Origin of the sequence: Streptomyces sp. NPDC007264 (assembly GCF_042869095.1) — a bacterium.
In the GTDB taxonomy this organism is placed as follows: domain Bacteria; phylum Actinomycetota; class Actinomycetes; order Streptomycetales; family Streptomycetaceae; genus Streptomyces.
In genome coordinates this window covers 146,207-170,333 of the sequence record NZ_JBIAFD010000011.1, presented here as the reverse complement: position 1 = coordinate 170,333, position 24,127 = coordinate 146,207, and the positions used below count along the sequence as shown (strand labels likewise).

The window sequence follows — 24,127 nt, the reverse complement described above, 5'->3', positions numbered from 1 at the left end:
ATTTCGCGCACATCTTGATGGATCAGACGGAAGCGTTTATAACGCGACACTCCGCACATAAGCAACGGATCTCTCCGGACACCACCTGAAAAGGGGGCAGGGCCCGGTCGTACGGCTTCGTACGACCGGGCCCTGCCCCCTGAGGAACCATCAGGACCCGCCGGGAATCGTCAGGAACGACGCGTCACAGCAACCCGTCCCACATCTGCTCCAGCAGCACCGACCACCAGCTCTCCGGAGAGCCGAGCGCCGCCGGGTCCAGGGAGGCCAGCTGGGCCTGGAAGTCGACGGTCCAACGGCCCGCCTGCTCCTGGTTGAGCCCGTACCGCAGCCGCCACATCCGGCCGAGCAGCGCCAGGCAGCGCACGAACTCGGGCAGCCCCGTGTTCACGAACTGCGGCGGCACAGGAGCCCCGCCCGGGCCGGCCTCCACCGGCACCGCGACGATGTGCGCCGTGCCGTACTGCACACAGATCGCCTTGCCGAAGTCGCTGCCCATGACCAGGTACGAGCCCGCGTCCGCGGCCGGCTGCACCCCGCGCTCCTGCGCCAGTTCGGCCAGCGTCGGCACCGGACGGCCCGGCTGCGCCTGCGCCCAGAAGAACGGGCCCATGTCGAGGGGCAGCCCGGCCACCACCAGGGTGTGCGCCACCACCGGCGGCACGCCCTGCCGGGAGACCGCGGCCTGGTCGAACCGGAAGATCCCCGGCCCGAAGGCGCCGGCCAGTTCCTGCGCGACGGCCTCCGGCGGCACCGGTGGGACCGGCGGGACCGGGGGTAGCGGCGCGCGTACCGGCCCCGGCCGCGCCGGACCGTCCGCCACCTGGTGCAACTCACCCTGATGTGCGAGCAGTTGCTGCACGCCCTGCTGACGCGAGGCATGGTCGGCGCCGTACGGGGCGATGCTGGTGATCCGCGCCTGCGGCCAGTTCTCCCGGATCATCCGCGCACAGTACGCACCCGGCAGCTCGCACGACTCCAGCTCCGTGTGCAGCTCCAGCACCTGGTCCGGCGGGACGTTCATCGCGCGCAGCTCGTGGAAGATCTGCCACTCCGGGTGCGGGGTGCCCGGCGCCGAACGCCGGATCAGCTGCTGCTCCGAACCGTCCTGCGCGCGGTAGCGCAGCACGGCCTGGTAGCCAGGGCCGACCGTCGGCTGGCCCTGGGGCGGATAGCCGTACGACGGCTGCTGACCGGGCATCGGCTGCCCCGGCACCGGTTGCGGGGCGCCGGGCGCCATGCCGGGAGCGCCCGGGGGCGGCGGCGGGGGCGCGCCCGGGCCGCCGACCGGCGGCCCGGCCAGCATGGTCTCGGCGTGGTGCACGCCACCGGGGCCGGCGGGAGCGCCCGGGGCGCCGGGCGCTCCCGGGCCTGCCGGGGCTCCCGGAGGCTGCGGCGCGCCGGGGCCGCCGACGGCGGGACCGGCGAGCATCGTGGCCGCATGGTGCACACCACCCGGCGGCGTCCCACCCGGCACACCCCGCGGCGGCGTCCCACCACCCGGCAGACCCGGAGCACCAGGAACACCCGGAACACCCGGAACACCCGGAACACCAGGAGGCTGCGGCGCTCCCGGAGCACCCGGAGGCTGCGGCGCGCCGGGGCCCCCGACGGCGGGACCCGCGAGCATCGTGGCCGCATGGTGCACACCACCCGGCGGCGTCCCACCCGGCACACCCCGCGGCGGCGTCCCACCACCCGGCAGACCCGGCAGACCCGGAGCACCAGGAACACCCGGAGGCTGCGGCGCACCCGGAGCACCCGGAGGACCCGGAGGCTGCGGCGCGCCCGGAACGGGCGTGCCCGGGCCCCCGGGTCCGTCGGGGCCGAGCTGCGAGACGAGCTGCGTGGGCACATAGCCGCCCGCCGGACCACCTGGCGCGGACGGCGGCGGCGTCGCACCCGGGTGCGCACCGGGCGCACCCGGCACTCCGGGGGCGCCCGGCGGATGCGGCACCCCGCCGGGGTTCCCGCCCCGTGGCGGCGCCGCCTTGCTGGTCGCGGCGTCGGCGATGTCCCCGGCGTTCGGCGCGACCCGCTGCCCGGGCACCGGCGAACCGGCCGGAGGCTGCGCCTGGCCGGGCGCGCCCGGGGCCTGCGGCACGCCCGGCACAGGCACACCAGGAACCTGCGACCCACCAGGCACAGACACACCAGGAACCTGCGACCCACCAGGCACAGACACACCAGGAACCTGCGACGCACCCGGTACGGGCGCACCAGGCGCCGGCGTACCCGGCGTCGGCGTACCGGGACCGCCCGCGGAACCCTGCGGGTAGCCGTAGGAGGGCGGTCCGGGCGGCGGGGTGCCCGGGACGCCCGGCGCCTGCGGCCCACCGGGCGCGCCCGGAACACCGCCAGGCGGCGTCCCCGCGGCGCCCGGCGCACCCGGCCCGTCCAGCACCGGAGCCACCGTCGTGCGCGGCAACTGGCTGCCGCCCGCCATCAGGGCTGTCTTCGCGTCCGGCGCCACCGCGGGCGGCGGCGTGCCGTCGCCCTCGTCCGCGTCGACCAGCGGCGGCGCGAACACCGTCGCCGGCAGCGGCACCGAACCGTCCTCGCCCGCCTCGGCGTTGGTGTCGGTCCCCGCCCACGGCGTCGCCCCCGCGGGCGCACCCGGCCCCGCGGCCGACGCCTCCTCGCCGCGCCCGGCGGCCGGCCACGGCGTACCCGACGCCGATCCCGCACCGCCCGGGGCCGCCGCGGCCGGCGCATCCCCGGCCGCCGCGCCGCCCGCGGGGCGCGAACCGGCACCGTCCGACGCTCCGGACGCCGCCCGGGAAGAGGCCCCGGAAGCCGCCCCGGCCGCCCGCCGGTGATCCGGGATGCCCATCCTGTCCGCCGCCTCCTGGAGCCACTCCGGCGGGCTCAACAGGAACGACGTCTGGTTCAGATCGACCCGGGCCGGAGCCGCCGGCGCGGGCTGCGGCGCCGCGTCCTTCGCCCCGTACTCCTCCTCGTACCGGCGGATCACCTCGCCCACCGGCAGACCGGGCCACAGCGTCGCCTCGCCACTGTCGCGGGCGATGACGAGCCGCTGCGCGCCCCCGTCCGAACGGGGGCCCTCCGCCCGGTCCTCCGCCCACACCACGAACCCGAGCTCGAACTCCCGCACCCGCACCTCACGATGCTGGTACGACGGCACGTCGCCGTTGATCCACTCTTCCGCGCGCTCCTGCGCCTGTGCGAACGTCACCATCGCCCGACCTCACTCCCCCGCCGACGGTACGGGCACCGCACGCGCGAACCCGCCGTCCACCATCAGGTTCGCCACCGTCTCCAACTCCGGCGGATTGCCCGCGAGCCGGGACAGGAACCGGTCGAAGTCCTCGCCGCAGGGCAGCAGCAGCCGTGCCACACGGTCCGCCGGCGCCCACGACGGGTCCACGTCGCGCGCGTCGTCGAACGCGCAGAACCACACGGAACCGGTCCGCTCGCCCTTCACCTTCACGGCCAGCAGACCGCCCTGCACGAAACCGACTCCCAGGTAATCCTTCGTCAGATGGTCCCGCAGGCACTTGTTCACGTACACCAGGTCGTTGACCGCCGCCTCGTCGCGCACCGTGAAGAACGGCTGGTCGACCAGCAGCCCCAGTTCCGCGTCGAGCGCCGCGCCCACCGGCGCACAACCGCCCGCCGCCTTCAGGAACGAGCGGTAGGCCCCCGGCAGCCGGTAGCCCAGCTCCTCCTCGACGCCCAGCACCTGCTGCTCCGTCACCGCCACCGACGACCGCGGCAGCCGGAAATGCGCCGGCCGCGTCTCCTGCAACGGCCGCGTGCCCCGCTTGTTCTGATCGACGTTCGCCGTCGCGATCCCGCCGTGGTGCCGCAGCAGCGCCTTCACCTCGACCGGGACCAGCTCCAGGCGCCGCGTCCCGCGGACGTGGTGCCACGTCCAGCCGTGCGGAGTCGCCACCGCCGGGATCGTCTCCCACAGATCGTGCCCCGACGCCGCGAGCGCCGCGTTCGCCGACACGTAGTCCGTCAGCCGCAACTCGTCCACGCCGAAGCCCTCCGGCGGGTCGGCGATCTCGGCCGCCCCACGGGCGTACGGCGAGAAGTCCGGGTAGCCGAACTCGTCCACCCGTACCCCTCTCGGGTGACGGGCGGCCCGCACCGGATCCGGAAAGTGCACGACCTGTCCGGCGTAGGCCGCGTTCGGCGGCGCGGCGTGTCCCCCGGCCTGGCGGCCGGGAGGTGCCCCCAGTCCGAGCCGACCTGTCGTCATGGCGGTTGCCCCCTGCGGCGTTCTGTCTGGCCTGTACGGCGATGAATCGCGGATGCCGAACAGCCTATGCGGTACGACGACACCGGTCACCGGGCCTCCGGTCCCACGACCGTTCATCCGGCCGTCACCTCCGTGACCAGCCGTCACCCTGCCGTGACGGTCCGCCGAAGCCCTGGCGTGTCACGACGCCCCAGCTTCCGCAGCAGCCACGGCATTTGGCACTCTGGGTGCCGCCCGGGGGATGCATGGGAGGGGAAGACGATCATGAACGCGACACAAACGGACACGTCCGGGGACCCGCGCGTCGGCTGGAGCAGCGCCGAGGCGACCGCCGCCCCCGCCCTCCGCCACCGCCGCGACGGCATACTCCCCACCGTCGCCGCCGCCCTCTCCGTCCGCGGCGCCACCCTCACCGGCACCGCCGCACGCGGCGACCAGCCACCCGCCCTCCATCCCCTCGTACAGGACTTCCTCGACACCCTCACCAGCGGTCAACGGGACCGCTACACGGGGCGCTGCGCCGAAGTGATCCTCATCTCCCGCCACATCGCGGCCGCCGACGCGGCCCGCAGCAGGCGCGCGGCCCGCAAGCCCATGACCAACGGCGAGGCCCGCAAGGCCCTCAGGCAGGCCAAGCTCACCGCCCGCCGCATCCGCGAGGACGGCGACCCGCTGCACGGCAGCTTCGCCGCGCCCTGCCGTGCCTGCACCGCCCTCAGCGACCACTTCGGCGTACGCATCGTCGACCCCACGGCGCGGAGCTGACCCCTTACCCCGGCCCACGCACCACCGCAGCACGGCGTCCGCACGCCGGTCCAGGCACTCGACGAACGAAGGGCAGATGCACACCGACCGCTCCTCCAGCACACGCTTCTCCGTACCGGTGGACGCCGCACTGCGCGCCGCGGGCTGGCAACCGGGCCGCTGGGACATAAGGCAGGCGGAAGGCTGGGCCGACACCCTGCGCGGCCACACCTCCCCCGCGGGCCACCGACACGCGGTGTTCCCCGCGGCGGTCGAGGCATGGGCCGAGTTCGGCGGCCTGCGCATCACCGCCCGGGAGCCCGGCCGGCAGGTCGCCCCCGCCGTGCTCCACCTCGACCCCCTGCACGGCCTCCACATGGCCCGCACCCTCGGCGACCTCGGCCGCGCCCTCGGCACCGAGATCTGCCCCCTCGGCGAGGAGTCCGACAGCCGCGCCCTGCTCGCCGTCGACGCCGAAGGCCGCGTCTACGCCCTCGACCACACCGGCGACTGGTACCTGGGCCCGGACATCGACCACGGCCTGACCACCCTGATCACCGGGATCGAACCGGTACGGCTCACCGCGGGCTGACCCGGGGAACGGGCCGCGCCCCCGGGGTCACGCGGCCCCGGCCGGAATCACCGCCGACACCCGGAACCCGCCGGCGTCCGTCGGGCCCGACACGAACACCCCGCCCAGCGCGCTGACCCGCTCCTTCATCCCCACCAGGCCGTTGCCCCCGCTGGGCAGCCGCGCCGCCCGCGCCGAACCCGGCTCGGGCGGCGGCTCGTTCTCCACCTGCATCGCGATCTCCGCGCTGCGGTGCGCCAGCCGCACGTGCGTCTTCGCCCCCGCCGCGTGCTTGTGCACGTTGGTCAGCGCCTCCTGCACCACCCGGTACGCCGTCTGCTCCACCTGCGGCGCATACGGGCGCGCCTCGCCCTCCACGGACAGGTGCACGACCATCCCGGCCGCCGCCGACTGCCCGACCAGCTCCGCCAGCTCGGCCAGACTCGGACCGTCGGCGGGATCCTCCGCGGCCCGTGACGCGGCGGCCGCCGCTGCCGCCCCGACGGCGGCCAGGGGCACATCGGCCCGGGCGGGCCGCTCCGCGATCCCCTCCCCGCTCCGCAGCACCCCGAGCATCTGCCGCAGCTCGGTGAGCGCCTGCCGCCCCATGTCCCCCACCAGGGCGGCGTTCTTCACGGCCTTCTCCGGATCCTTCCGCGCCACGGCCTGCAGGGCCGCGGCGTGCACGACCATCAGGCTCACGCGATGCGCGACGACGTCGTGCATCTCCCGCGCGATCCGGGTCCGCTCCTCGTTCCGCGCCCACTCGGCCCGCTCCTCCGCCCGCTCGGCGAGCAGCATCAGCTCCCGCTCCAGCGAGTCGGCCCGCTCCCGCAGGCTCTCCATCAGCCGCCGCCGGGCGCCGATGTACAGCCCGAACAGCACGGGAGGAGCGGTCGTGCCGAGCGCGGTCGTCACGGACAGGAAGGGGATGAACCCGCCCGCGATCGCCAGATCGCCCTGGACCACCCCCTGATGGGCCCGCACGTACGTCACGATGAACATCCCGACGAACGACATGCCCGACAGGGCGCCGATCATCCGCCGGGGCAGCTCCGACGCCGCGAGGGTGTACAGCCCGACCACACCCATCAGAAAGCCCATCTGGGCGGGCGTGATGGCGATGCCCACCAGCACGACGGCGATCGGCCATCTTCGCCGCAGCAGCAGCGTGACGCCGGCGAACAGCCCGAACACCGTCCCGACGGGAACCGGCAGCCCGGCGTCCCGCGAGAACTGGATCCCCTCCAGCGCGCACTCCACGGCGGACACCGCCGCCAGCGAGACGTCGAGCAGCGCACTGCGCCACCGCCCCCACCACAAAGGCCCGGTCCCGGCCTCGGTGCGGACTTCCCCCGTCGTGGTCATGGCTCCAGACTACGGGCGTAGCGCGGGCGTTTTCCGCCGAGTTCCGACGGTCGCGTCACAGCACATTCCGTAATCGAACAGAAGCGGCGCCGCACGCGGCGGGCAGGCTCGTACCGTCGCATCGGAGGCGCTCGGTACGGCATAGTGGACTCCGCGCACGAGCCTGATCAACACAAGCGGGCGGAGTGCGCACACCGTCCCGGATCGTCTAAGGGCAGGACAAACGGTTTTGGTCCGTTGAATGAGGGTTCGAATCCTTCTCCGGGAGCGCAGCGCGGGCCCCGACAGCACCGTCGGGGCCCGCTCCCATGTCCTCCCGGAAACGCCCCGGTATCCTGCGGATGTCCACCCCACCCCGAAAAGCCGAAGGGCATCCCCGTGAGCGCCAATCGCCCGGCAGCCGTCGTCGTTCTCGCAGCGGGTGAGGGCACCCGTATGAGGTCGGCCACACCCAAGGTCCTGCACGAGATCTGCGGCCGTTCCCTCGTGGGGCATGTGCTCGCCTCAGCGCGCGAGTTGGAGCCCGAGCAACTGGTCGTCGTGGTGGGCCACGCGCGGGAGCAGGTCGGGGCCCATCTGGCCGGCATCGACCCCGAGGCCCGTACCGCCGTCCAGGCGGAGCAGAACGGCACCGGGCACGCCGTCCGGATGGCGCTGGAGGAGCTGGGCGGGTCCGTCGGCGGGACCGTGGTCGTCGTGTGCGGGGACACACCGCTGCTGACCGGTGAGACCCTGCGCGGGCTGGCCGCCACCCATCGCGAGGACGGCAACGCCGTGACCGTGCTGACCGCGGAGGTCCCGGACGCCACCGGCTACGGCCGGATCGTCCGGGACGACGCCGGCGCCGTGACGGCCATCGTGGAGCACAAGGACGCCACCGAGGCACAGCGCGTCATCCGTGAGATCAACTCGGGTGTGTTCGCCTTCGACGGGCAGTTGCTGGCCGACGCCCTGAAGAAGGTGCGGACGGACAACAGCCAGGGCGAGGAGTACCTCACCGATGTGCTCGGGATCCTGCGCGAGGCGGGGCACCGGGTGGGGGCGTCCGTCGCGGCGGACCACCGGGAGATCGCCGGCATCAACAACCGGGTGCAGCTCGCCCAGGCCCGCCGGATCCTGAACGACCGGCTGCTGACGGCGGCGATGCTGGCGGGTGTCACGATCGTCGATCCGGCCACCACCTGGGTGGATGTGTCGGTCACCTTCGAGCAGGACGCGGTGGTGCACCCCGGCACCCAGCTGCTGGGTGCCACGCATGTCGCCGAGGGCGCCGAGATCGGCCCCAACTCGCGGCTGAAGGACACCGAGGTGGGCGCGGGCGCACGGGTGGACAACACCGTGGCCGACGGCGCCACGGTGGGGGCGGGGGCGTCGGTGGGCCCGTACGCCTATCTGCGCCCCGGGACCCGCCTCGGCCCGAAGTCGAAGATCGGTACGTACGTGGAGACGAAGAACGCCTCCATCGGCGAGGGCACGAAGGTGCCGCACCTGTCGTACGTGGGTGACGCGACGATCGGCGACCACACCAACATCGGCGCGGCGAGCGTCTTCGTGAACTACGACGGACAGGACAAGCACCACACCTCCATCGGCTCCCACTGCCGTACCGGTGCGGACAACATGTTTGTGGCTCCTGTCACGGTCGGGGACGGCGTCTACACCGCCGCCGGCTCGGTGATCACGAAGGATGTGCCGGCCGGCTCGCTGGCCGTGGCCCGTGGTCAGCAGCGGAATATCGAGGGCTGGGTGGCCCGCAAGCGTCCCGGGAGCGCGGCCGCGAAGGCGGCCGAGGCGGCTTCCCGGGAGCCGGACGGCGAAGGCTGACCGGAAACAGGTGCGTCTGACACGGCGTACCGTGATAAGTGCACACCGCACCCCCACCAGCCGAGACGGCCGCCCATGTCCGGCTGCGAACACCTCTGAGGAGACAGTGCTGTGACCGGGATCAAGACGACCGGCCAGAAGAAGTTGATGTTCTTCTCCGGCCGCGCCCACCCCGAGCTTGCCGAGGAGGTCGCCCAGGAACTGGGTGTCGGAGTCGTGCCCACCAAGGCCTTCGACTTCGCCAACGGTGAGATCTATGTGCGGTACCAGGAGTCGGCGCGCGGTGCCGACTGCTTCCTGATCCAGAGCCACACGGCTCCGATCAACAAGTGGATCATGGAGCAGCTGATCATGATCGACGCGCTGAAGCGCGCGTCGGCGCGTTCGATCACCGTGATCGTGCCGTTCTACGGTTACGCACGGCAGGACAAGAAGCACCGTGGGCGTGAACCGATTTCGGCGCGTCTGATCGCGGATCTGATGAAGACGGCGGGTGCGGACCGCATCCTCACGGTGGATCTGCACACGGACCAGATCCAGGGCTTCTTCGACGGCCCGGTGGACCACCTGTTCGCGCTGCCGCTGCTCGCGGACTACGTGGGCCGCAAGGTGGACCGTGCCAAGCTGACGGTCGTCTCGCCGGACGCGGGCCGTGTGCGGGTGGCGGACCGCTGGTGCGACCGGCTGGGTGCGCCGCTGGCGATCGTGCACAAGCGCCGCGACAAGGACGTCGCCAACCAGGTGACGGTCCACGAGGTCGTGGGTGAGGTGAAGGGCCGCGTGTGCGTCCTGGTCGACGACATGATCGACACGGGTGGCACGATCTGTGCGGCCGCCGACGCACTGTTCGCGCACGGCGCGGAGGACGTGATCGTGACGGCCACGCACGGTGTGCTGTCGGGTCCGGCGGCCGACCGGCTGAAGAACTCGAAGGTGAGCGAGTTCGTCTTCACGAACACGCTGCCCACGCCGGGCGAGCTGGAGCTGGACAAGATCACGGTGCTGTCGATCGCGCCGACGATCGCGAGCGCGGTGCGCGAGGTGTTCGAGGACGGCTCGGTGACGAGCCTGTTCGACGAGCAGTGACGGTTCTGCGGTAGAGATCGTTTTGGGTACGGCCTCCCCCTCCGAGTAGACTGCGGAAGTTGCTCGGCGAGGGAGGCCGTACCGGTTGCGGTGCGGCGGTCCGTAATCGACGCGCTCTTCGTAGCAGGCCGTTCGTGGCCGGGTAACCCAGTCCGCCCACGATCCATACGAGGAGTGAACATGTCCGAGGTGAAGCTCGCCGCCGAGACGCGTACCGAGTTCGGCAAGGGCGCCGCGCGCCGCATCCGCCGTGACAACAAGGTCCCGGGTGTGCTGTACGGCCACGGTTCCGACCCGCTGCACCTGACCCTGCCGGGCCACGACCTGCTGCTGGCGCTGCGTACGCCGAACGTGCTGATCTCGCTCGACATCGACGGCGAGACGCGCGAGCTGGCGATCCCGAAGGCCGTGCAGCGCGACCCGATGAAGGGCTACCTGGAGCACGTCGACCTGCTGCTGGTGAAGCGCGGCGAGAAGGTCAACGTGGAGATCCCGGTGCACACCGAGGGCGAGCTGGCCCCGGGTGGCAACCTGCTGGAGCACGTCCTGTCCGCGCTCCCGGTCGAGGCCGAGGCCACGCACATCCCGGAGTCCGTGACCGTGTCGGTCGAGGGTCTTCAGGCCGGTGCCTCGGTCCACGCCAAGGACATCGCGCTGCCGTCCGGCGTCTCGCTGGCCGTCGACGAGGACGCGGTGGTCCTCCAGGTCCTGGCCGCGCAGGCCGAAGAGGCCGCGGAGGGCGGGGAAGAGGGCGCAGAGGCCGCCGAGGCCTGATCCTCACCGTCGTCGTTCCGTCAGCCGCTGTTCCCTCCAGGGGCAGCGGCTGGCGCGTATCAAGGAGACATGGACGTGACCACGCCCGCAAACGCCCCGTGGCTGATCGTGGGGCTCGGCAATCCCGGACCCGAGTACGCCATGAACCGGCACAACGTCGGCTTCATGGTGGTGGATCTGCTGGCCGAGCGGATCGGGGGGAGGTTCAAGCGGGCGGGCAAGGCCCAGGCGCAGGTGCTGGAGGGCCGTGTCGGTCCGCCCGGTCCGGCCGGCCACCGGGTGGTCCTGGCGAAGCCGATGTCGTACATGAACCTGTCCGGCGGTCCGGTCAACGCGCTGCGCGACTTCTACAAGGTGCCGGTGGCACAGGTGGTGGCCGTGCACGACGAGCTGGACATCGACCACGGCACGCTCCGGCTGAAGCTCGGCGGCGGGGACAACGGCCACAACGGCCTGAAGTCCATCACCAAGGTGCTGGGGCCGGACTACCACCGGGTGCGGTTCGGGATCGGGCGTCCGCCGGGGCGTATGCCCGTCGCGGACTTCGTGCTGAAGGACTTCTCGTCGGCGGAGCGCAAGGAGCTGGACTACTTCGTGGACCGTGCGGCGGACGCGGTGGAGTGTCTGGTGACCGAGGGCCTGGAACGGGCGCAGAGTTCGTACAACTCCTGATGAGTCGCCCACCTGAGTTGACCGCGCCCCGGGCCATGGCCAAGGATCGCCGGCATGCCTTCTGCCGTCTCCTCCTCACCGGGCGCGGTCGCGGTGCTGCGGTTCGGGCGGCTCGCGGCGATGGGTGCCGTCGCCGTGCTGATCCTGATCGCCGGGGTCTGGGGTTCCTGGGGCACGGCGCAGCACGTGATGCTGACCAAGGGCCGTGAGCAGGGCACGATCGCGGTGACGCGGTGCGGGGCGGACACGTGCAGCGGCCCGTTCACTCCCTTGTCGGCCGGGGCCACGGCCCGCGGGAACGTGGTGATCGAGAAGACGGCCGCGGTGAAGAAGGGGCAGACCTACACCGTGGTCGTGAAGCCGGGCACGGACGACGTGGTGCGCTCGGGTCCGGCCGGGATCCTGTACGCATGGGTTCCGATGGGCGGGGCGCTGCTGCTGGCCTCGGTCGTGGTGGCGGGCGGGCTGCGGCTGACGCGTGCGGCCTGGGTGATGGCGGGTGCCGGGGTCGCGCTGCTGACGGCGGCTTTCGCGACGATGTGACCGGTGAGTCCGGGGTGTCCGCTGTGACCGTTGTGAGTTCGTGATTGACCTGGCGATTCGCGAGGCTGGAGGATGAGCCGCCCCCTCCACATCTTCCTGTTCGTATCTCGAAGATGGACTGTCCATGCGAACCCTCATCCGCGCCGGCGCCGTGTCCGCCGGCCTCTCGGCGGCCTTCCTGCTCGCCCCCGTCGCTCACGCCACCGCGCCCGGTGACAACGGCACGGTGAAGATCCACGACGCTCGGACCGGCGAGGAACTGCGCCGCAACGAGCCCCACGTCTGCTCGTTCTACCTCGACGCCTTCGGTTTCGACGGCGTCCAGCAGGTCGACTGGCACATCGACGTCTGGGCCCCGACCTCCGGCACCAAGGGCGAGACCGTCAAGTCCGGTGACATCACCCTGGACGCGAAGGGCCACGGCCGTACGAAGGACATGACGCTGCCCGACGGGCACTACAAGCTGTTCTGGAACTTCGACGGCGAGAAGGGCGCCGCCAAGCACAAGGTGTTCTGGACGTACTGCGAGGGCTCCCAGGGCGGTGGCGGTTCGACGCCGTCCGCCTCCGCGTCGCCGTCGTCGTCGGCCTCTCCGTCGGACACGGCGGGGGCGACGGCCTCCCCGAGTTCGTCCGCCGGTGAGGGGACGGTCCCGTCGGCCGGGGCGTCCCCGTCCGCGCAGGGCGGCGGCAATCTCGCCGAGACGGGCAGCGGCGCCCCGGTGGGCCTGCTGTCGGGTGCCGCGCTCGCGATGGTCGCCGCGGGCGGTTACCTGCTGCTGCGCCGGCGCACCGCCTCCCGGGGCTGACAGCTCCCGGGGCTGACAGCTGAGGAACGACCGGTGCCCCGGGCTCGTGGAGCCCGGGGCACCGGCGTTTCCCGGGCCTGTCAGCCGGTGTTGCGCAGGCCCGCCGCCACGCCGTTCACGGTCAGCAGCAGGGCGCGGGACAGCACCGGGTCGGGCTCCGCGCCCGCCGCGCCGGCGTCGCGCTGGCGCTTGAGCAGGGCGACCTGGAGGTAGGAGATCGGGTCGAGGTAGGCGTCGCGGATGGCCAGGGTCTGCCTGAGGGCCGGAGCGGCGTCGAGCAGTTCCTCCTCGCCGGTGACGCGCAGGACCTCCCTGACCGTCAGCTCGTGTTCGGCCTCGATGGTGGCGAACACGTGCTTGAGGTCGTCGGGCACCAGGGTGTCGACGTAGTGCCGGGCGATCCTCAGGTCCGTCTTGGCGAGGGTCATCTCCACATTGGAGATGAAGTTGCGGAAGAAGTGCCACTGTTCGTGCATCTCGGCGAGCACGGTGTCCAGGCCGGCCTCGCGCAGCGCCTTGAGACCGGATCCGACACCGAACCAGCCCGGCACGATCTGCCGGGACTGGGTCCAGCCGAACACCCAGGGGATGGCGCGCAGACCGTCCAGGCCCGCGCCGGAGTCGGGCCGGCGCGAGGGGCGCGAGCCGAGGTGGAGGTCGGCGAGCTGGTCGACCGGCGTGGAGGCGAAGAAGTAGGCGGGCAGGTCGGGGTCCTCGACCAGCCTGCGGTAGGCGGCGTGGGCGGCGTCGGAGACGACGTCCATCGCCGCGTCCCAGCGGGCGAGCGACTCCACCGACTGGCGGGGCGCGGTGTGCAGGGCGGACGCCTGGAGGGTGGCGGCGACCGTCAGCTCCAGGTTCTCCCGCGCCAGGGAGGGGATGAGGTACTTGTCGGAGATGACCTCGCCCTGCTCGGTGACCTTGATCTCGCCCTCGAGGGTGCCCCAGGGCTGGGCGAGCACCGCGTCGTGGCTCGGGCCGCCGCCGCGGCCGGCGGTGCCGCCCCGGCCGTGGAAGAGGCGCAGGCGGACGCCGTGGCGGTGGGCCACGTCGCGCAGGCGGCGCTGCGCGCGGTGGATCTCCCACTGCGAGGTGGTGATGCCGCCGAACTTGGAGGAGTCGCTGTAGCCGAGCATGACCTCCTGGACGTCGCCGCGCAGGGCGACCAGGCGCCGGTAGGAGGGGTCGGCGAGCATGGCCTCCAGGATGGTGTCGGCGGCCTTGAGCTCGTCGGTGGTCTCCAGGAGCGGCACGATGCCGATCTTCGCCCAGCCGGCGTGCAGGTCGACGAGGCCGGCCTCGCGGGCGAGGACGGCGGCGGCGAACACGTCGTCGGCGCCCTGGCACATCGAGATGATGTACGACTCGACGACATCGGGTCCGAACACCTGCAGGGCCCGCTTGACGGTCTCGAACACGCCGAGGGTCTTGGTGCCGGCCGCGTCCAGCGGGGCGGGGGTGGGGGCCAGGGGCCGCCGCGACCGCAGCTCCTTGGCGAGCAGCTTGTGCCGGTACTCGCGGGGCATGTCCTCGTAGCGCCAGGACTCCTCGCCGAGCCGGTCGAAGAGCTGGCCGAGGGCGTGGTGGTGGGCGTCGGCGTGCTCGCGGACGTCCATGGTGGCGAGCTGGAGGCCGAAGGCGGCGAGGGTGCGGATGGTGCGGGCGAGGCGGCCGTCGGCGAACAGGCCGCCGCGGTGCGCGCGCAGCGAGGTCTGGATGAGTCTGAGGTCCTGCAGCAGCTCGGACGTGCCCAGGTAGTCGCGTCCCGGCTCGTGCGGGGTCCCCTTGGCCAGGCGCTGCTTGGTGTTGAGGAGCTTCTGGCGGATGCAGGTGGCCTTGAGGCGGTAGGGCTCCTCGGCGTTCAGGCGCTTGTAGCGGGGGCTGATCTCGGGCAGCAGCTCCAGGTCGCCGCGCAGGGAGGTCAGCAGGTCCTCGGTGGCGCCCGAGTAGCGGATCGAGTTGGACAGCAGGCCGCGCAGCTCGTCGATCATCTCCAGGGCGTCGTTGATGCCGTGCTCGTGCTGGAGGATCAGGACGTCCCAGGTGACCTGCGGGGTCACGTTGGGGTTGCCGTCGCGGTCACCGCCGATCCAGGTCCCGAAGGTGAGGGGGCGGGTGTCGTCGGGGAGCTTGACGCCGACGCGCTCCAGTTCGGCGGTGAGGTCCTCCAGGACGTCGCCGACCGCGCCGGCGTGCAGCTCGTCCAGGTAGTAGATCGCGTTGCGGGCCTCGTCGGCGGGCTCGGGGCGCACCACGCGCAGCTCGTCGGTCTGCCAGACCAGGTCGATGTTCTCGGCCAGGCGGATGTCGTGGCGGCGGCGGTCGGACTCGAGGACGGGGGCCTCCAGGAGCGCGGCGATGCGCCGGAGCTTGTTGAGCACGGAGCGGCGTGCGGCTTCCGTGGGGTGCGCGGTGAACACCGGGCGCACATTGAGGTGCCTGACGGTCTCGCGCAGGTGCTCGGGGTCGGCGTCCTTGAGCCGGTCGGCCGTGCGGGCGAGGATGCCTCCCTCGGCGGCGCGCCGGGCGCGCAGCTCGCGGCCGCGGTGCACCTGCTCGGTGACGTTCGCCAGGTGGAAGTACGTGGAGAAGGCGCGCACCAGCTTGGCGGCGGTCTCCAGCTCGGTGCCGCGCAGCAGCTCGGCGGCGGCCTCGCCGTCCTCCCGGGTCAGTCGGCGGACCCGCTCCACCAGTTCCAGGAGCTCGGTGCCCTCCTGCCGGACGAGGGTCTCGCCCAGCAGGTCACCGAGGCGGCGGATGTCGGCGCGCAGCTCACTGCTGGTCGTCGTGGTCTGGTCGTCGGCACTGCTCACAGGTGCGGCTCCTTGCAGTGTTGAAGCTCATCCGGAGGGAACCCGGACGGGTGCCGTGCGCGGCGGCTGCCGCATACGGACCGGGCATCCGGGAAGACATCAGAGCGGACCGCGCTGTCCGACCGACTCCAAGGATAGGTGTCCACGCGGACGCGCTGGCCCACGGGCTCTTGCCGCCGGCCGGCGCGCTGCCATACTTACGACGCCGTAGGTTACGGAACCGTAGGGTCTCCGCAGATCGCAGGAGCAGCCCTGGTCCGTTTCCCGGCACCTGCCTCGACCCTCGACCCCACAGGGGACGCCCCATGACCACGAGCTCCGATGTGATCGAAGACGCCCCGCAGGCGGATGACGACCCCATGCCCTCCGCCACGCTGGGCGGCGAGCAGAAGCGTTCGATCGAACAGATCACGCTGCTGCTCTTCATCACCGTCCCGTTCCTGGCGCTGGTCGCGGCGGTGCCGCTGGCCTGGGGCTGGGGTGTGAGCTGGCTCGACCTGGGCCTCCTGGTGTTCTTCTACTTCCTGGGCTGCCACGGCATCACGATCGGCTTCCACCGCTACTTCACGCACGGCTCGTTCAAGGCCAAGAGGCCGCTGCGGATCGCGCTGGCGATCGCCGGTTCGCTGGCGGTCGAAGGGCCGCTGGTCCGCTGGGTGGCCGACCACCGCAAGCACCACAGGTTCTCGGACGCCGACGGCGACCCGCACTCACCGTGGCGGTTCGGCGAGACCGTCCCGGCCCTGATCAAGGGCCTGTGGTGGGCCCACGTCGGCTGGATGTTCGACGAGGAGCAGACGCCGCAGGACAAGTACGCGCCGGACCTGATCAAGGACAGGACGATCCGGACGATCTCCCGCCAGTTCGTGCTGTGGACGGCGGTGTCCCTGCTGCTGCCGCCGCTGATCGGCGGGCTGGTGACGATGTCCTGGTGGGGCATGTTCACGGCGTTCTTCTGGGGATCCCTCGTCCGGGTGGCACTGCTGCACCATGTGACCTGGTCGATCAACTCGATCTGCCACGCGGTGGGCAAGCGCCCCTTCAAGTCGCGCGACCGCTCCGGCAACGTGTGGTGGCTGGCCGTGCTGTCGTGCGGCGAGTCGTGGCACAACCTGCACCACGCGGACCCGACATCGGCCCGGCACGGCGTGGAGCGCGGTCAGGTGGACTCGTCGGCGCGGATCATCCGCTGGTTCGAGCGGCTCGGCTGGGCGTACGACGTGCGCTGGCCGTCACGCTCCCGTATCGATTCGCGCCGGAGTACCGATGGGAACGGCTCCCGACGCAAGAAGGTGACCGTCGACGCGGCATGATTGACGGTGTGGCGACCGACTCCAGCACCCCCAGCAACGACAAGACGCGGCGCACCCGTCGCACCCGGATGACCGGTGCCGAGCGCCGCCAGCAGTTGCTGGAGATCGGTCGCACGCTGTTCGCCGCGAAGGGGTTCGAGGCCACGTCGGTGGAGGAGATCGCCGCGAAGGCCGGGGTCTCCAAGCCGGTGGTGTACGAGCACTTCGGCGGCAAGGAGGGGCTGTACGCGGTCGTGGTGGACCGCGAGATGCGGCGCCTGCTGGACATGGTGACCAGCTCTCTCACGGCGGGACACCCGCGCGAGCTGTGCGAGCAGGCGGCCTTCGCGCTCCTGGACTACATCGAGGAGTACACGGACGGCTTCCGCATCCTGGTCCGCGACTCCCCCATCCCGCAGTCGACGGGCTCCTTCGCCTCGCTGATCTCGGACATCGCCACCCAGGTGGAGGACATCCTGGGCCGTGAGTTCAAGAGCCGGGGCTTCGACCCGAAGCTCGCCCCGCTGTACGCCCAGGCGCTGGTGGGCATGGTCGCCCTGACGGGCCAGTGGTGGCTCGACGTGCGACGCCCGAAGAAGGCCGAGGTAGCGGCGCATCTGGTGAACCTGGCGTGGCACGGTCTCGACGGGCTGGAGCAGAAGCCGCGGCTGATAGGCCACCGCAAGAGCTGAGTCGGCATCGCCCCGGGCGCTCCGGCACCGGCGTCACTCCGGACGTGTCCGGCACGCCGTGTCCGGTTCCAGGAACTCCAGCCGGTTGCCCACGGGGTCCTCGGAGTAGAAGCGCTTGTGCCCCGGCAGGTCGTCGTCCCAGGCGACCGTCGCACCGTGGGCGGCCAGTCGCGCGGCGTACGCCTCGATGTCCGTGACCCGGAGCCCCGGGTGCGCCTTCTTCGAGGGCCGGTGGCCGGGCTCGATCCCCACGTGCAGCTGTACCGTGCCCGCCTGGAACCAGCAGCCACCCCGGGCCGCGAGCACCGGGGGCTTGGGGATCTCGGTCATGCCGAGGGCGTCGGCGTAGTAGGCGCGCAGCAGGTCCTCCGAACCGGGCGGGACGGCGAGCTGGACGTGGTCGAGGGCGGCGAGCATCGGTCAGTCCTCCTTGCGGGCGACGGCGAAGATGCGGCGGAAGGGGAAGACGGTGCCGTGGGCGGTGCGGGGGTACGCCTCGCGCAGCGCCGTGCGGTAGTCGGCGAGGAACTCCTCGGCCTCGTCGCCCAGCTCGGTGAGGACGGGCCGCAGTCCCGTGCCCTTCACCCAGTCCAGGACCGGATCCTCGCCCTCCAGCAGATGGAGGTACGTGGTCTCCCAGACGTCGGCCGTGCAGCCGAGGGCGGTGAGGCGCTGCAGATAGGCCTCGGGCGCGAGCACGGCGTCGCCGTGGCGCAGGGCGCCGGCGAGACGGTCCTTCCAGCGGGCGGAGTCGGCGAGCTCGCGCATCAGCCGGTGGCTGGGGGCGTCGAAGTTGCTGGGGACCTGGAAGGCGAAGGTGCCGCCGGGGGCGAGGCCCGCGATCCAGTCGGCGAAGCGGCCGGCGTGCCCGGGCACCCACTGCAGGGTGGCGTTGCTGATGATCAGGTCGTGCGGCTCGGCGGGCGTCCAGGTGCGGGCGTCGCCGTGACGGAAGTCGAGGCGGCCCCCGGCCGGGGTGGGTCCCGCGTGTTCCGTGCGGGCCCGGTCCAGCATCGCGGGCGAGGTGTCGTAGCCGGTGATGCGGGCGGTGGGCCAGCGGTCGGCGAGCATGACGGTGACGTTGCCGGGTCCGCAGCCCAGGTCGGCGATGCGGGGCGGGTCCGCGGGGAGTGAGGGGACGCGGGCGAGCAGGTCGGCGAAGGGGCGGGCGCGGTTGCCGGCGTGGCGCAGATACTGTCCGGGGTCCCAGGCGGGAGCTGCGGCAGGCATGGGTGGGGCCTCCTCGGAGTCACCGGGTGGTACGGCTGAGGTGTGGGCCCAGCCTCACATCCATATCTCTTGACGTCAAGAGACTTCACATCAAGAGACTTCATGTCGACACAACCATTACACTGATCGTCATGGAGGACGAGGTCGATCGGCTGGTCGCATCGTGGCGCCGGGAGCGCCCGGACCTCGACGTGGAACCACTCGAGGTGCTCAGCCGGGTCAGCAGACTGGCCCGGCACCTGGATCGTGCGCGTCGGCTGGCGTTCTCCGAGCACAGCCTGGAGCCCTGGGAGTTCGACGTGCTCACCGCGCTCCGGCGGGCCGGCGACCCCTACCAGCTCTCCCCCGGGCAACTGCTGACCCAGACGCTGGTCACCTCCGGCACCATGACCAACCGCATCGACCGCCTGGCGAAGAAGAGCCTGGTGGAACGGCTGCCCGATCCCAGCGACCGCCGGGGTGTGCTGGTCCGCCTCACCGAGGAGGGCCGGGACCGGGCGGACCAGGCGCTCGCCGGACTGCTGGAGCAGGAGCGGGCCATCCTCGCGGAACTGAGCCAGGCCCAGCGCAGTGAACTGGCCGCCCTGCTACGCCAGCTGACCGCCCCGTTCGACAACATCCCCGGCTAGCGCCTGTCGGGGCACCGGCTCGACCGGCCCCACCCCGGCCCGGCGGGCGAGGGCGACGGCGGCCAGGGTGGAGTGGACGCCCAGCTTCCCGAGGACGTTCTGCATATGGGTGCGCACGGTGTGCGGGGACAGGAACAGCCGCTCGGCGACGGCCTTCCGGCCCAGCCCGGCGACCATGCACTGCAGCACTTCCCGCTCCCGGGGCGTCAGGGACTCGACCAGGCGCTCGCTCTCGGTGCGGTGCTTGCGGGCGGCCGTCAGCTCGCGCAGGACCCCGGTGAGCAGGGCGGGCGGAAGGTGCGTCTCGTCCCGCAGCACGCCCCGGATGACCGTGAGCAGCCGGGACAGCGAGCAGTCCTTGGCGACCCAGCCGGAGGCGCCCGCCTGCAGGGCGAGGGCGGCGCGGCGCGGGTCGTCCTTCTCGGCGAGCACGACCGTGCGCACGCCCGGCTGCCCGGAGCGGACCCCGGCGACCAGGGAGATGCCGTCGACGAGACCGTCCTCGTTGCCCTCCTGCACGGAAACCGCGGGACGTGAGCCCGGCACGTTGCCGCCGAGGTCGGCGTCGACGAGCATCACGTCGAATCTGCGGCCCTCCGCCACCGCCCGCTCCAGGCAGCGCAGGGCGGCCGGACCGCTGCCGGCCGCGGACACGTCGACGTCGGGCTCGGCGGCCAGGGCGGCGGCGAGCGACTCGGCGAAGATGCGATGGTCGTCGACGACCAGGACTCGGATGCGAACCACACAAACCCCCACTGCTCGGGGGACGACCGGCGCAGGTACGGCGCCCGGAGTGCTCCCCGGTCCATCACCTGGGACGGGGCGACGCAGAACGCACGGCCGCCGCCGTGCTGAAACTGCTACCCCCACCACGGGCGTCGTACCCGCCTTGTCTCGCCCCCTGATCAGCGCCGGCCCCCACCGGCGCTGTTCACAGGGTAGGGCCGCGGGCCGGGAGGGGAAGGGAATTTGCAGAACTGGTTGACGGGGGCGTTTATGGTGAGCCGCATGTTTCGTATCGAGACGGAAGTCGACAAGGATCGGCGCGATCTGCTCCGCGCTCGGCTGCGCGAGACGAACACGGCGGCGTCACCGGTGCTTGCCGCCCTGCGCGGAACACCCGGCGAACGCGAGACCCCGCTCCACGTCTGGGCCTCGGACGCGGCGGGGGACCTGGCCGGCGGACTGGTCGGCCACACCTGGGCGACCTGGCTGCACGTCGCGTATCTGTGGGTCGACGACCGCCACCGGGGGGCGGGCCTCGGCACCCGTCTGCTCGCCGCGGCGGAGCGACTGGCGCGCGAGGGACGCGGCTGCACGACCGCACGCCTGGAGACCTGGGACTTCCAGGCCCCGGAGTTCTACAAGAAGCAGGGCTACGAGGTCGTGTGCGTGATCCCCGACTATCCGCCGGGGATCACGGAGTACACGCTGACCAAGCGGCTGGGGCCGACGGTGACGGGCCCGTCCGGCGACTGAGGAGGACACCGTCGGGCGAAGGCGCCCGGGGCGCGGCCCCGGCGGGTGCCGGGCTCAGCCCAGCCGCCGGGCTCCGGCCGACGGCACCGCCGGGAACACCCGGGGTGCCGTGAACCCGGCGGCGTCGAAGGCCTCCTCGATCGCCTTCGTGACGGTGTCCGCCTCCGACGCCTCCACGAGGACGATCGCGGAGCCGCCGAAGCCGCCGCCGGTCATCCGGGCGCCGAGCGCGCCCGACGCGGTGGCCGTGTCCACCACCAGGTCCAGCTCCGGGCACGAGATGCGCAGGTCGTCCCGCAGGGAGACATGCCCCTCCGTCAGCACGGGCCCGATCGCGCGGACATCGCCCGCGTCCAGCAGGGCGACGACCCGGTCGACGCGGTGGTCGTCGGAGACGACGTGCCGCACATAGCGGCGCACCCGCTCGTCGGACAGGCGCGCGAGCGCGGCCGGCAGGTCCCCGTAGGCGACGTCCCGCAGATACGGGACCCCGAGCTGCCGCGCGCCCTCCTCGCACCCCGCGCGCCGCTCGGCGTACGCCCCGTCGCCCAGCGCGTGCCGCACGCGGGTGTCGACGACCAGCAGCGCGAGGCCCTGGGAGGCCGGGTCGAAGGGGATCTGCCGGACCGACAGGTCACGGCAGTCGAGGTGCAGGGCATGGCCCTCGGTGCCGCACGCCGACGCCATCTGGTCCATGACACCGCACGGCACGCCCACGAAGTCGTTCTCCGCGCGCTGGGCGAGCCGTGCCAGCTCGGGGCGTGTCAGGCCGAGTCCGTACAGGTCGTCGAGGGCCAGGGCGGTCACGACCTCGAGCGCCGCCGACGAGGACAGGCCCGCGCCCGTGGGCACCGTCGAGGACAGGTGGACGTCCGCCCCGGTGACCGGGTGGCCCGCCTCGCGCAGCACCCACGCGACACCGGCCGGGTACGCGCCCCAGCTGCCGTCCGTCAGCGGTTCCAGTGCGTCGACCCGCAGTTCGACGACCGGGCCCGCGACGTCCGCGGAGTGCAGCCGCAGCACACCGTCGTCGCGGCGCGCGAGAGCCGCGACCACGGTGTGCGGCAGGGCCAGCGGCATCACGAACCCCTCGTTGAAGTCCGTGTACTCGCCGATCAGGTTGACCCGGCCCGGTGCCGCCCAGACACCGTCGGGAGCCGTCCCGTACAGCTCCTCGAAGCCCTCGCGTACGCCCACCTACCGCTCCTCGGAGATGTTCTGCGCGAACTCCCACGCGTCCGCGACGATTCCCGCGAGGTCCGCGCGGGACGGGTTCCAGCCCAGTCGTTCGCGGGCCGTGGCCGCGGAGGCGACCAGGACCGCCGGGTCGCCCCCGCGGCGCGGGGCCACGACCTCGGGGACGGGGTGGCCGGTGACGCGGCGCACCGTCTCGATGACCTCCCGCACGGAGAAGCCGTTGCCGTTGCCGAGGTTGCAGATCAGGTGCTCGCCGGGCGTGGCGGCGTCCAGCGCCAGCAGGTGGGCCTCGGCGAGGTCCGCGACGTGGATGTAGTCGCGGACGCAGGTGCCGTCGGGCGTCGGGTAGTCGTCGCCGAAGATCGAGATGGCCTCGCGCCTGCCCTGCGCGACCTGGAGGACGAGCGGGATGAGGTGGGACTCCGGGTCGTGCCGCTCGCCGCAGCCGCCGTACGCGCCCGCCACGTTGAAGTAGCGCAGGGACACGGCACCCAGGCCGTGCGCGGCCGCCTCGCCGCTGATCATGTGGTCGACGGCGAGCTTGGTGGCGCCGTACGGGGAGGTCGGCGCGGTCGGTTCGGACTCCGTGATCGGGGTGCCGGCCGGCTCGCCGTAGGTCGCCGCGGTGGAGGAGAAGACGAGTGTGCGCACGCCCGTCTCGCGCATGGCCGCGAGCAGCGCCATGGTGCCGCCGACGTTGTTGTCCCAGTACTTCTCGGGCTTCGCCACCGACTCGCCGACCTGGGAGAACGCGGCGAAGTGCAGCACGGCGTCGTAGGAGGGGTCCAGCCACTTGGCGGCGTCGCGGATGTCGCCCTCGACGAAGGAAGCGCCGGCCGGCACGCCCTCGCGGAAGCCGGTGGTGAGGTTGTCGAGGACGACGACCTCGTGCCCCGCTTCCAGCAGGTGCTGCGCGACCACGCTGCCCACATAGCCCGCACCGCCGGTGACCAGGTACTTCCCACTCATGAACTCGCTACCTCTCGCAGTCGCCGAGCCGCGGCTTCCGGCGGCACGTCGTTGATGAACACGTTCATGCCGGACTCGGAACCCGCGAGGAACTTCAGCTTGCCGGAAGTACGGCGGATGGTGAAAAGCTCGAGGTGGAGCGCGAAGTCGTCGCGGCTCACCCCCTCGAACTCCTCCAGGGTGCCGAACGGCGCCTGGTGCCAGGCGGCGATGTACGGCGTGGGGGGCTCGCCCGCGGCGCTCCCCCCGCCCGTGCCTCCGTCGAAGATCCGGTCGAAGCGCCTCAACAGTTCCAGATAGACCTGGGGGAATTCTGTGCGTGCCGCCTCGTCGAGCGCGAGCAGGTCGGGGACGCGCCGCCGGGGGTAGAGGTGGACCTCGTAGGGCCAGTGGGCGGCGTACGGCACGAAGGCCACCCAGTGCTCCCCCTCCAGCACGACGCGCTGGTCCGCGAGTTCGCGGGCCACGACCGTGTCGAACAGGTTCTCCCCGCCGGTCGCCTCCAGGTGCGCGGCGAGCGAGCGCAGCATCAGGGCGGTACGCGGGGTGGTGAAGGGGTACGCGTAGATCTGCCCATGGGGGTGGCCCAGGGTGACGCCGATCTCCGCGCCGCGGTTCTCGAAGCAGAACACCTGCTCCACGGCGGGCAGGTGGGACAGTTCCGCGGTGCGGTCCGTCCAGGCGTCCAGGACCAGCCCCGCCTGCTCCTCGGTCAGGTCGGCGAAGGAGGCGTCGTGGTCGGAGGTGAAGCAGACGACCTCGCAGCGCCCGAAGTCGCCGACGAGCGAGGGGAAGCGGTTCTCGAACACCACGACGTCGTAGGTGGCGTCCGGGATCTCGCTCAGTCGGCCGTCCCGGGAAGGGCACAGGGGGCACTCGTCGGCCGGCGGGTGGTAGGTGCGGCCCTGGCGGTGCGAGGCGATCGCGACCTGGTCGCCGAGCAGTGCGTCGCGACGGATCCCGGAGGTCGTGACGGTCGGCTCCAGCGGCCTGCGGTCGACCGCTTCCCGCACGGCGTCGTCGCGCAGGTCGTAGTAGATGAGCTCACGACCGTCGGCCAGCCGGGTCGAGGTCTTCTTCACGTCGGACTCTCCATCTTGAGCCACTCAGCCTTCAAACAGAACCCAACACACCAAAACACAACTCACCATGATCGTCAACATCACAATCAAACAAAGAGCATCATCGGAAGTGTTCAATCACTGAAC

At 72.2% G+C, this 24,127-nt stretch carries 22 protein-coding genes and 1 tRNA gene; 13 read left to right on the top strand and 10 right to left on the bottom strand.

The window, feature by feature from the left end; all coding sequences use genetic code 11:
• Nucleotides 1-184 precede the first annotated feature (184 nt).
• Complete coding sequence (locus ACFYMU_RS20635) at nucleotides 185-3,199, bottom strand: SUKH-4 family immunity protein (protein WP_388374878.1); 3,015 nt, start codon at nucleotides 3,197-3,199, stop codon at nucleotides 185-187.
• A 9-nt stretch (nucleotides 3,200-3,208) separates the two neighbouring features.
• On the bottom strand, nucleotides 3,209-4,228 hold the full coding sequence (locus ACFYMU_RS20630) for an SMI1/KNR4 family protein (protein ID WP_388374875.1): 1,020 nt from the start codon (nucleotides 4,226-4,228) through the stop codon (nucleotides 3,209-3,211).
• A 264-nt stretch (nucleotides 4,229-4,492) separates the two neighbouring features.
• Between ACFYMU_RS20630 and ACFYMU_RS20625 the strand changes: the two genes are divergently transcribed.
• The gene (locus tag ACFYMU_RS20625) at nucleotides 4,493-4,993 is read left to right on the top strand and encodes a YwqJ-related putative deaminase (protein ID WP_388374873.1); all 501 of its coding nucleotides are present in this window, start codon (nucleotides 4,493-4,495) and stop codon (nucleotides 4,991-4,993) included.
• A gap of 76 nt (nucleotides 4,994-5,069) precedes the next feature.
• Nucleotides 5,070-5,564 carry an SUKH-3 domain-containing protein gene (locus tag ACFYMU_RS20620; protein WP_388374870.1) on the top strand — a complete coding sequence of 165 codons (495 nt, stop codon included), beginning with the start codon at nucleotides 5,070-5,072 and terminating at the stop codon, nucleotides 5,562-5,564.
• A 27-nt stretch (nucleotides 5,565-5,591) separates the two neighbouring features.
• Here the strand turns inward: ACFYMU_RS20620 and ACFYMU_RS20615 are convergent, their stop codons facing one another.
• Complete coding sequence (locus ACFYMU_RS20615; RefSeq protein ID WP_388374867.1) at nucleotides 5,592-6,911, bottom strand: sensor histidine kinase; 1,320 nt, start codon at nucleotides 6,909-6,911, stop codon at nucleotides 5,592-5,594.
• Between the two features lie 197 nt (nucleotides 6,912-7,108).
• Here ACFYMU_RS20615 and ACFYMU_RS20610 point away from each other — a divergent pair.
• The 7 genes from ACFYMU_RS20610 to ACFYMU_RS20580 all read left to right on the top strand — a co-directional run bounded on the left by ACFYMU_RS20610 (nucleotide 7,109) and on the right by ACFYMU_RS20580 (nucleotide 12,618).
• Nucleotides 7,109-7,179, top strand: a tRNA-Gln gene (locus tag ACFYMU_RS20610).
• A gap of 110 nt (nucleotides 7,180-7,289) precedes the next feature.
• Nucleotides 7,290-8,735 (top strand): bifunctional UDP-N-acetylglucosamine diphosphorylase/glucosamine-1-phosphate N-acetyltransferase GlmU, encoded by a 1,446-nt coding sequence (gene glmU, locus ACFYMU_RS20605; protein WP_388374864.1) that lies wholly within the window; start codon nucleotides 7,290-7,292, stop codon nucleotides 8,733-8,735.
• A 111-nt stretch (nucleotides 8,736-8,846) separates the two neighbouring features.
• On the top strand, nucleotides 8,847-9,821 hold the full coding sequence (locus ACFYMU_RS20600; RefSeq protein WP_388374861.1) for a ribose-phosphate diphosphokinase: 975 nt from the start codon (nucleotides 8,847-8,849) through the stop codon (nucleotides 9,819-9,821).
• Between the two features lie 180 nt (nucleotides 9,822-10,001).
• Nucleotides 10,002-10,595, top strand: a complete 594-nt coding sequence (locus ACFYMU_RS20595; protein ID WP_388374859.1) for a 50S ribosomal protein L25/general stress protein Ctc — start codon at nucleotides 10,002-10,004, stop codon at nucleotides 10,593-10,595.
• 69 nt (nucleotides 10,596-10,664) lie between these two features.
• Entirely contained in the window at nucleotides 10,665-11,267 is a 603-nt protein-coding gene (gene pth, locus ACFYMU_RS20590; RefSeq protein ID WP_388374856.1) for an aminoacyl-tRNA hydrolase, read from the top strand.
• A gap of 54 nt (nucleotides 11,268-11,321) precedes the next feature.
• Nucleotides 11,322-11,810, top strand: coding sequence for a hypothetical protein (locus tag ACFYMU_RS20585; RefSeq protein ID WP_388374853.1), 489 nt, complete (start codon nucleotides 11,322-11,324; stop codon nucleotides 11,808-11,810).
• Nucleotides 11,811-11,934: 124 nt separating this feature from the next.
• On the top strand, nucleotides 11,935-12,618 hold the full coding sequence (locus ACFYMU_RS20580) for an LPXTG cell wall anchor domain-containing protein (RefSeq protein WP_388374850.1): 684 nt from the start codon (nucleotides 11,935-11,937) through the stop codon (nucleotides 12,616-12,618).
• A gap of 80 nt (nucleotides 12,619-12,698) precedes the next feature.
• Here ACFYMU_RS20580 and ppc read toward each other — a convergent pair whose 3' ends face one another.
• Entirely contained in the window at nucleotides 12,699-15,431 is a 2,733-nt protein-coding gene (gene ppc / locus ACFYMU_RS20575) for a phosphoenolpyruvate carboxylase (RefSeq protein WP_388374847.1), read from the bottom strand.
• A gap of 305 nt (nucleotides 15,432-15,736) precedes the next feature.
• Between ppc and ACFYMU_RS20570 the strand changes: the two genes are divergently transcribed.
• Together ACFYMU_RS20570 and ACFYMU_RS20565 are read left to right on the top strand one after the other, a co-directional pair.
• Nucleotides 15,737-16,744 carry an acyl-CoA desaturase gene (locus ACFYMU_RS20570; protein ID WP_388374844.1) on the top strand — a complete coding sequence of 336 codons (1,008 nt, stop codon included), beginning with the start codon at nucleotides 15,737-15,739 and terminating at the stop codon, nucleotides 16,742-16,744.
• The gene (locus tag ACFYMU_RS20565) at nucleotides 16,741-17,415 is read left to right on the top strand and encodes a TetR family transcriptional regulator (protein ID WP_388374841.1); all 675 of its coding nucleotides are present in this window, start codon (nucleotides 16,741-16,743) and stop codon (nucleotides 17,413-17,415) included. Before ACFYMU_RS20570 ends, ACFYMU_RS20565 begins: the two co-directional genes overlap by 4 nt.
• A 33-nt stretch (nucleotides 17,416-17,448) precedes the next feature.
• On the opposite strand, the gene ACFYMU_RS20560 is transcribed toward ACFYMU_RS20565, so the two are convergent.
• Together ACFYMU_RS20560 and ACFYMU_RS20555 are read right to left on the bottom strand one after the other, a co-directional pair.
• Nucleotides 17,449-17,832, bottom strand: a complete 384-nt coding sequence (locus ACFYMU_RS20560) for a VOC family protein (RefSeq protein WP_388374838.1) — start codon at nucleotides 17,830-17,832, stop codon at nucleotides 17,449-17,451.
• 3 nt (nucleotides 17,833-17,835) lie between these two features.
• Nucleotides 17,836-18,645: a trans-aconitate 2-methyltransferase gene (locus tag ACFYMU_RS20555; RefSeq protein ID WP_388374835.1), complete on the bottom strand. Its 810-nt coding sequence runs from the start codon at nucleotides 18,643-18,645 to the stop codon at nucleotides 17,836-17,838.
• 131 nt (nucleotides 18,646-18,776) lie between these two features.
• On the opposite strand from ACFYMU_RS20555, the gene ACFYMU_RS20550 reads away from it, so the two are divergent.
• Nucleotides 18,777-19,274, top strand: a complete 498-nt coding sequence (locus ACFYMU_RS20550; protein ID WP_388374832.1) for a MarR family winged helix-turn-helix transcriptional regulator — start codon at nucleotides 18,777-18,779, stop codon at nucleotides 19,272-19,274.
• On the opposite strand, the gene ACFYMU_RS20545 is transcribed toward ACFYMU_RS20550, so the two are convergent.
• Nucleotides 19,233-20,018, bottom strand: coding sequence for a LuxR C-terminal-related transcriptional regulator (locus ACFYMU_RS20545; RefSeq protein ID WP_388374830.1), 786 nt, complete (start codon nucleotides 20,016-20,018; stop codon nucleotides 19,233-19,235). The two genes, ACFYMU_RS20550 and ACFYMU_RS20545, sit on opposite strands and share 42 nt — an antisense overlap.
• Before the next feature lie 252 nt (nucleotides 20,019-20,270).
• Here ACFYMU_RS20545 and ACFYMU_RS20540 point away from each other — a divergent pair, with 252 nt between their 5' ends.
• Nucleotides 20,271-20,753 carry a GNAT family N-acetyltransferase gene (locus tag ACFYMU_RS20540; RefSeq protein WP_388374827.1) on the top strand — a complete coding sequence of 161 codons (483 nt, stop codon included), beginning with the start codon at nucleotides 20,271-20,273 and terminating at the stop codon, nucleotides 20,751-20,753.
• Between the two features lie 54 nt (nucleotides 20,754-20,807).
• On the opposite strand, the gene galK is transcribed toward ACFYMU_RS20540, so the two are convergent.
• Genes galK through galT form a run of 3 tightly spaced genes read right to left on the bottom strand, consistent with a single transcriptional unit; the run spans nucleotide 20,808 to nucleotide 24,001 of the window.
• Nucleotides 20,808-21,950: a galactokinase gene (gene galK, locus ACFYMU_RS20535; protein ID WP_388374824.1), complete on the bottom strand. Its 1,143-nt coding sequence runs from the start codon at nucleotides 21,948-21,950 to the stop codon at nucleotides 20,808-20,810.
• A complete protein-coding gene (gene galE, locus ACFYMU_RS20530; RefSeq protein ID WP_388374821.1) occupies nucleotides 21,951-22,919 on the bottom strand; it encodes a UDP-glucose 4-epimerase GalE in 969 nt (322 codons plus the stop codon).
• On the bottom strand, nucleotides 22,916-24,001 hold the full coding sequence (gene galT / locus ACFYMU_RS20525) for a galactose-1-phosphate uridylyltransferase (RefSeq protein ID WP_388374819.1): 1,086 nt from the start codon (nucleotides 23,999-24,001) through the stop codon (nucleotides 22,916-22,918). Before galT ends, galE begins: the two co-directional genes overlap by 4 nt.
• Nucleotides 24,002-24,127 lie beyond the last annotated feature (126 nt).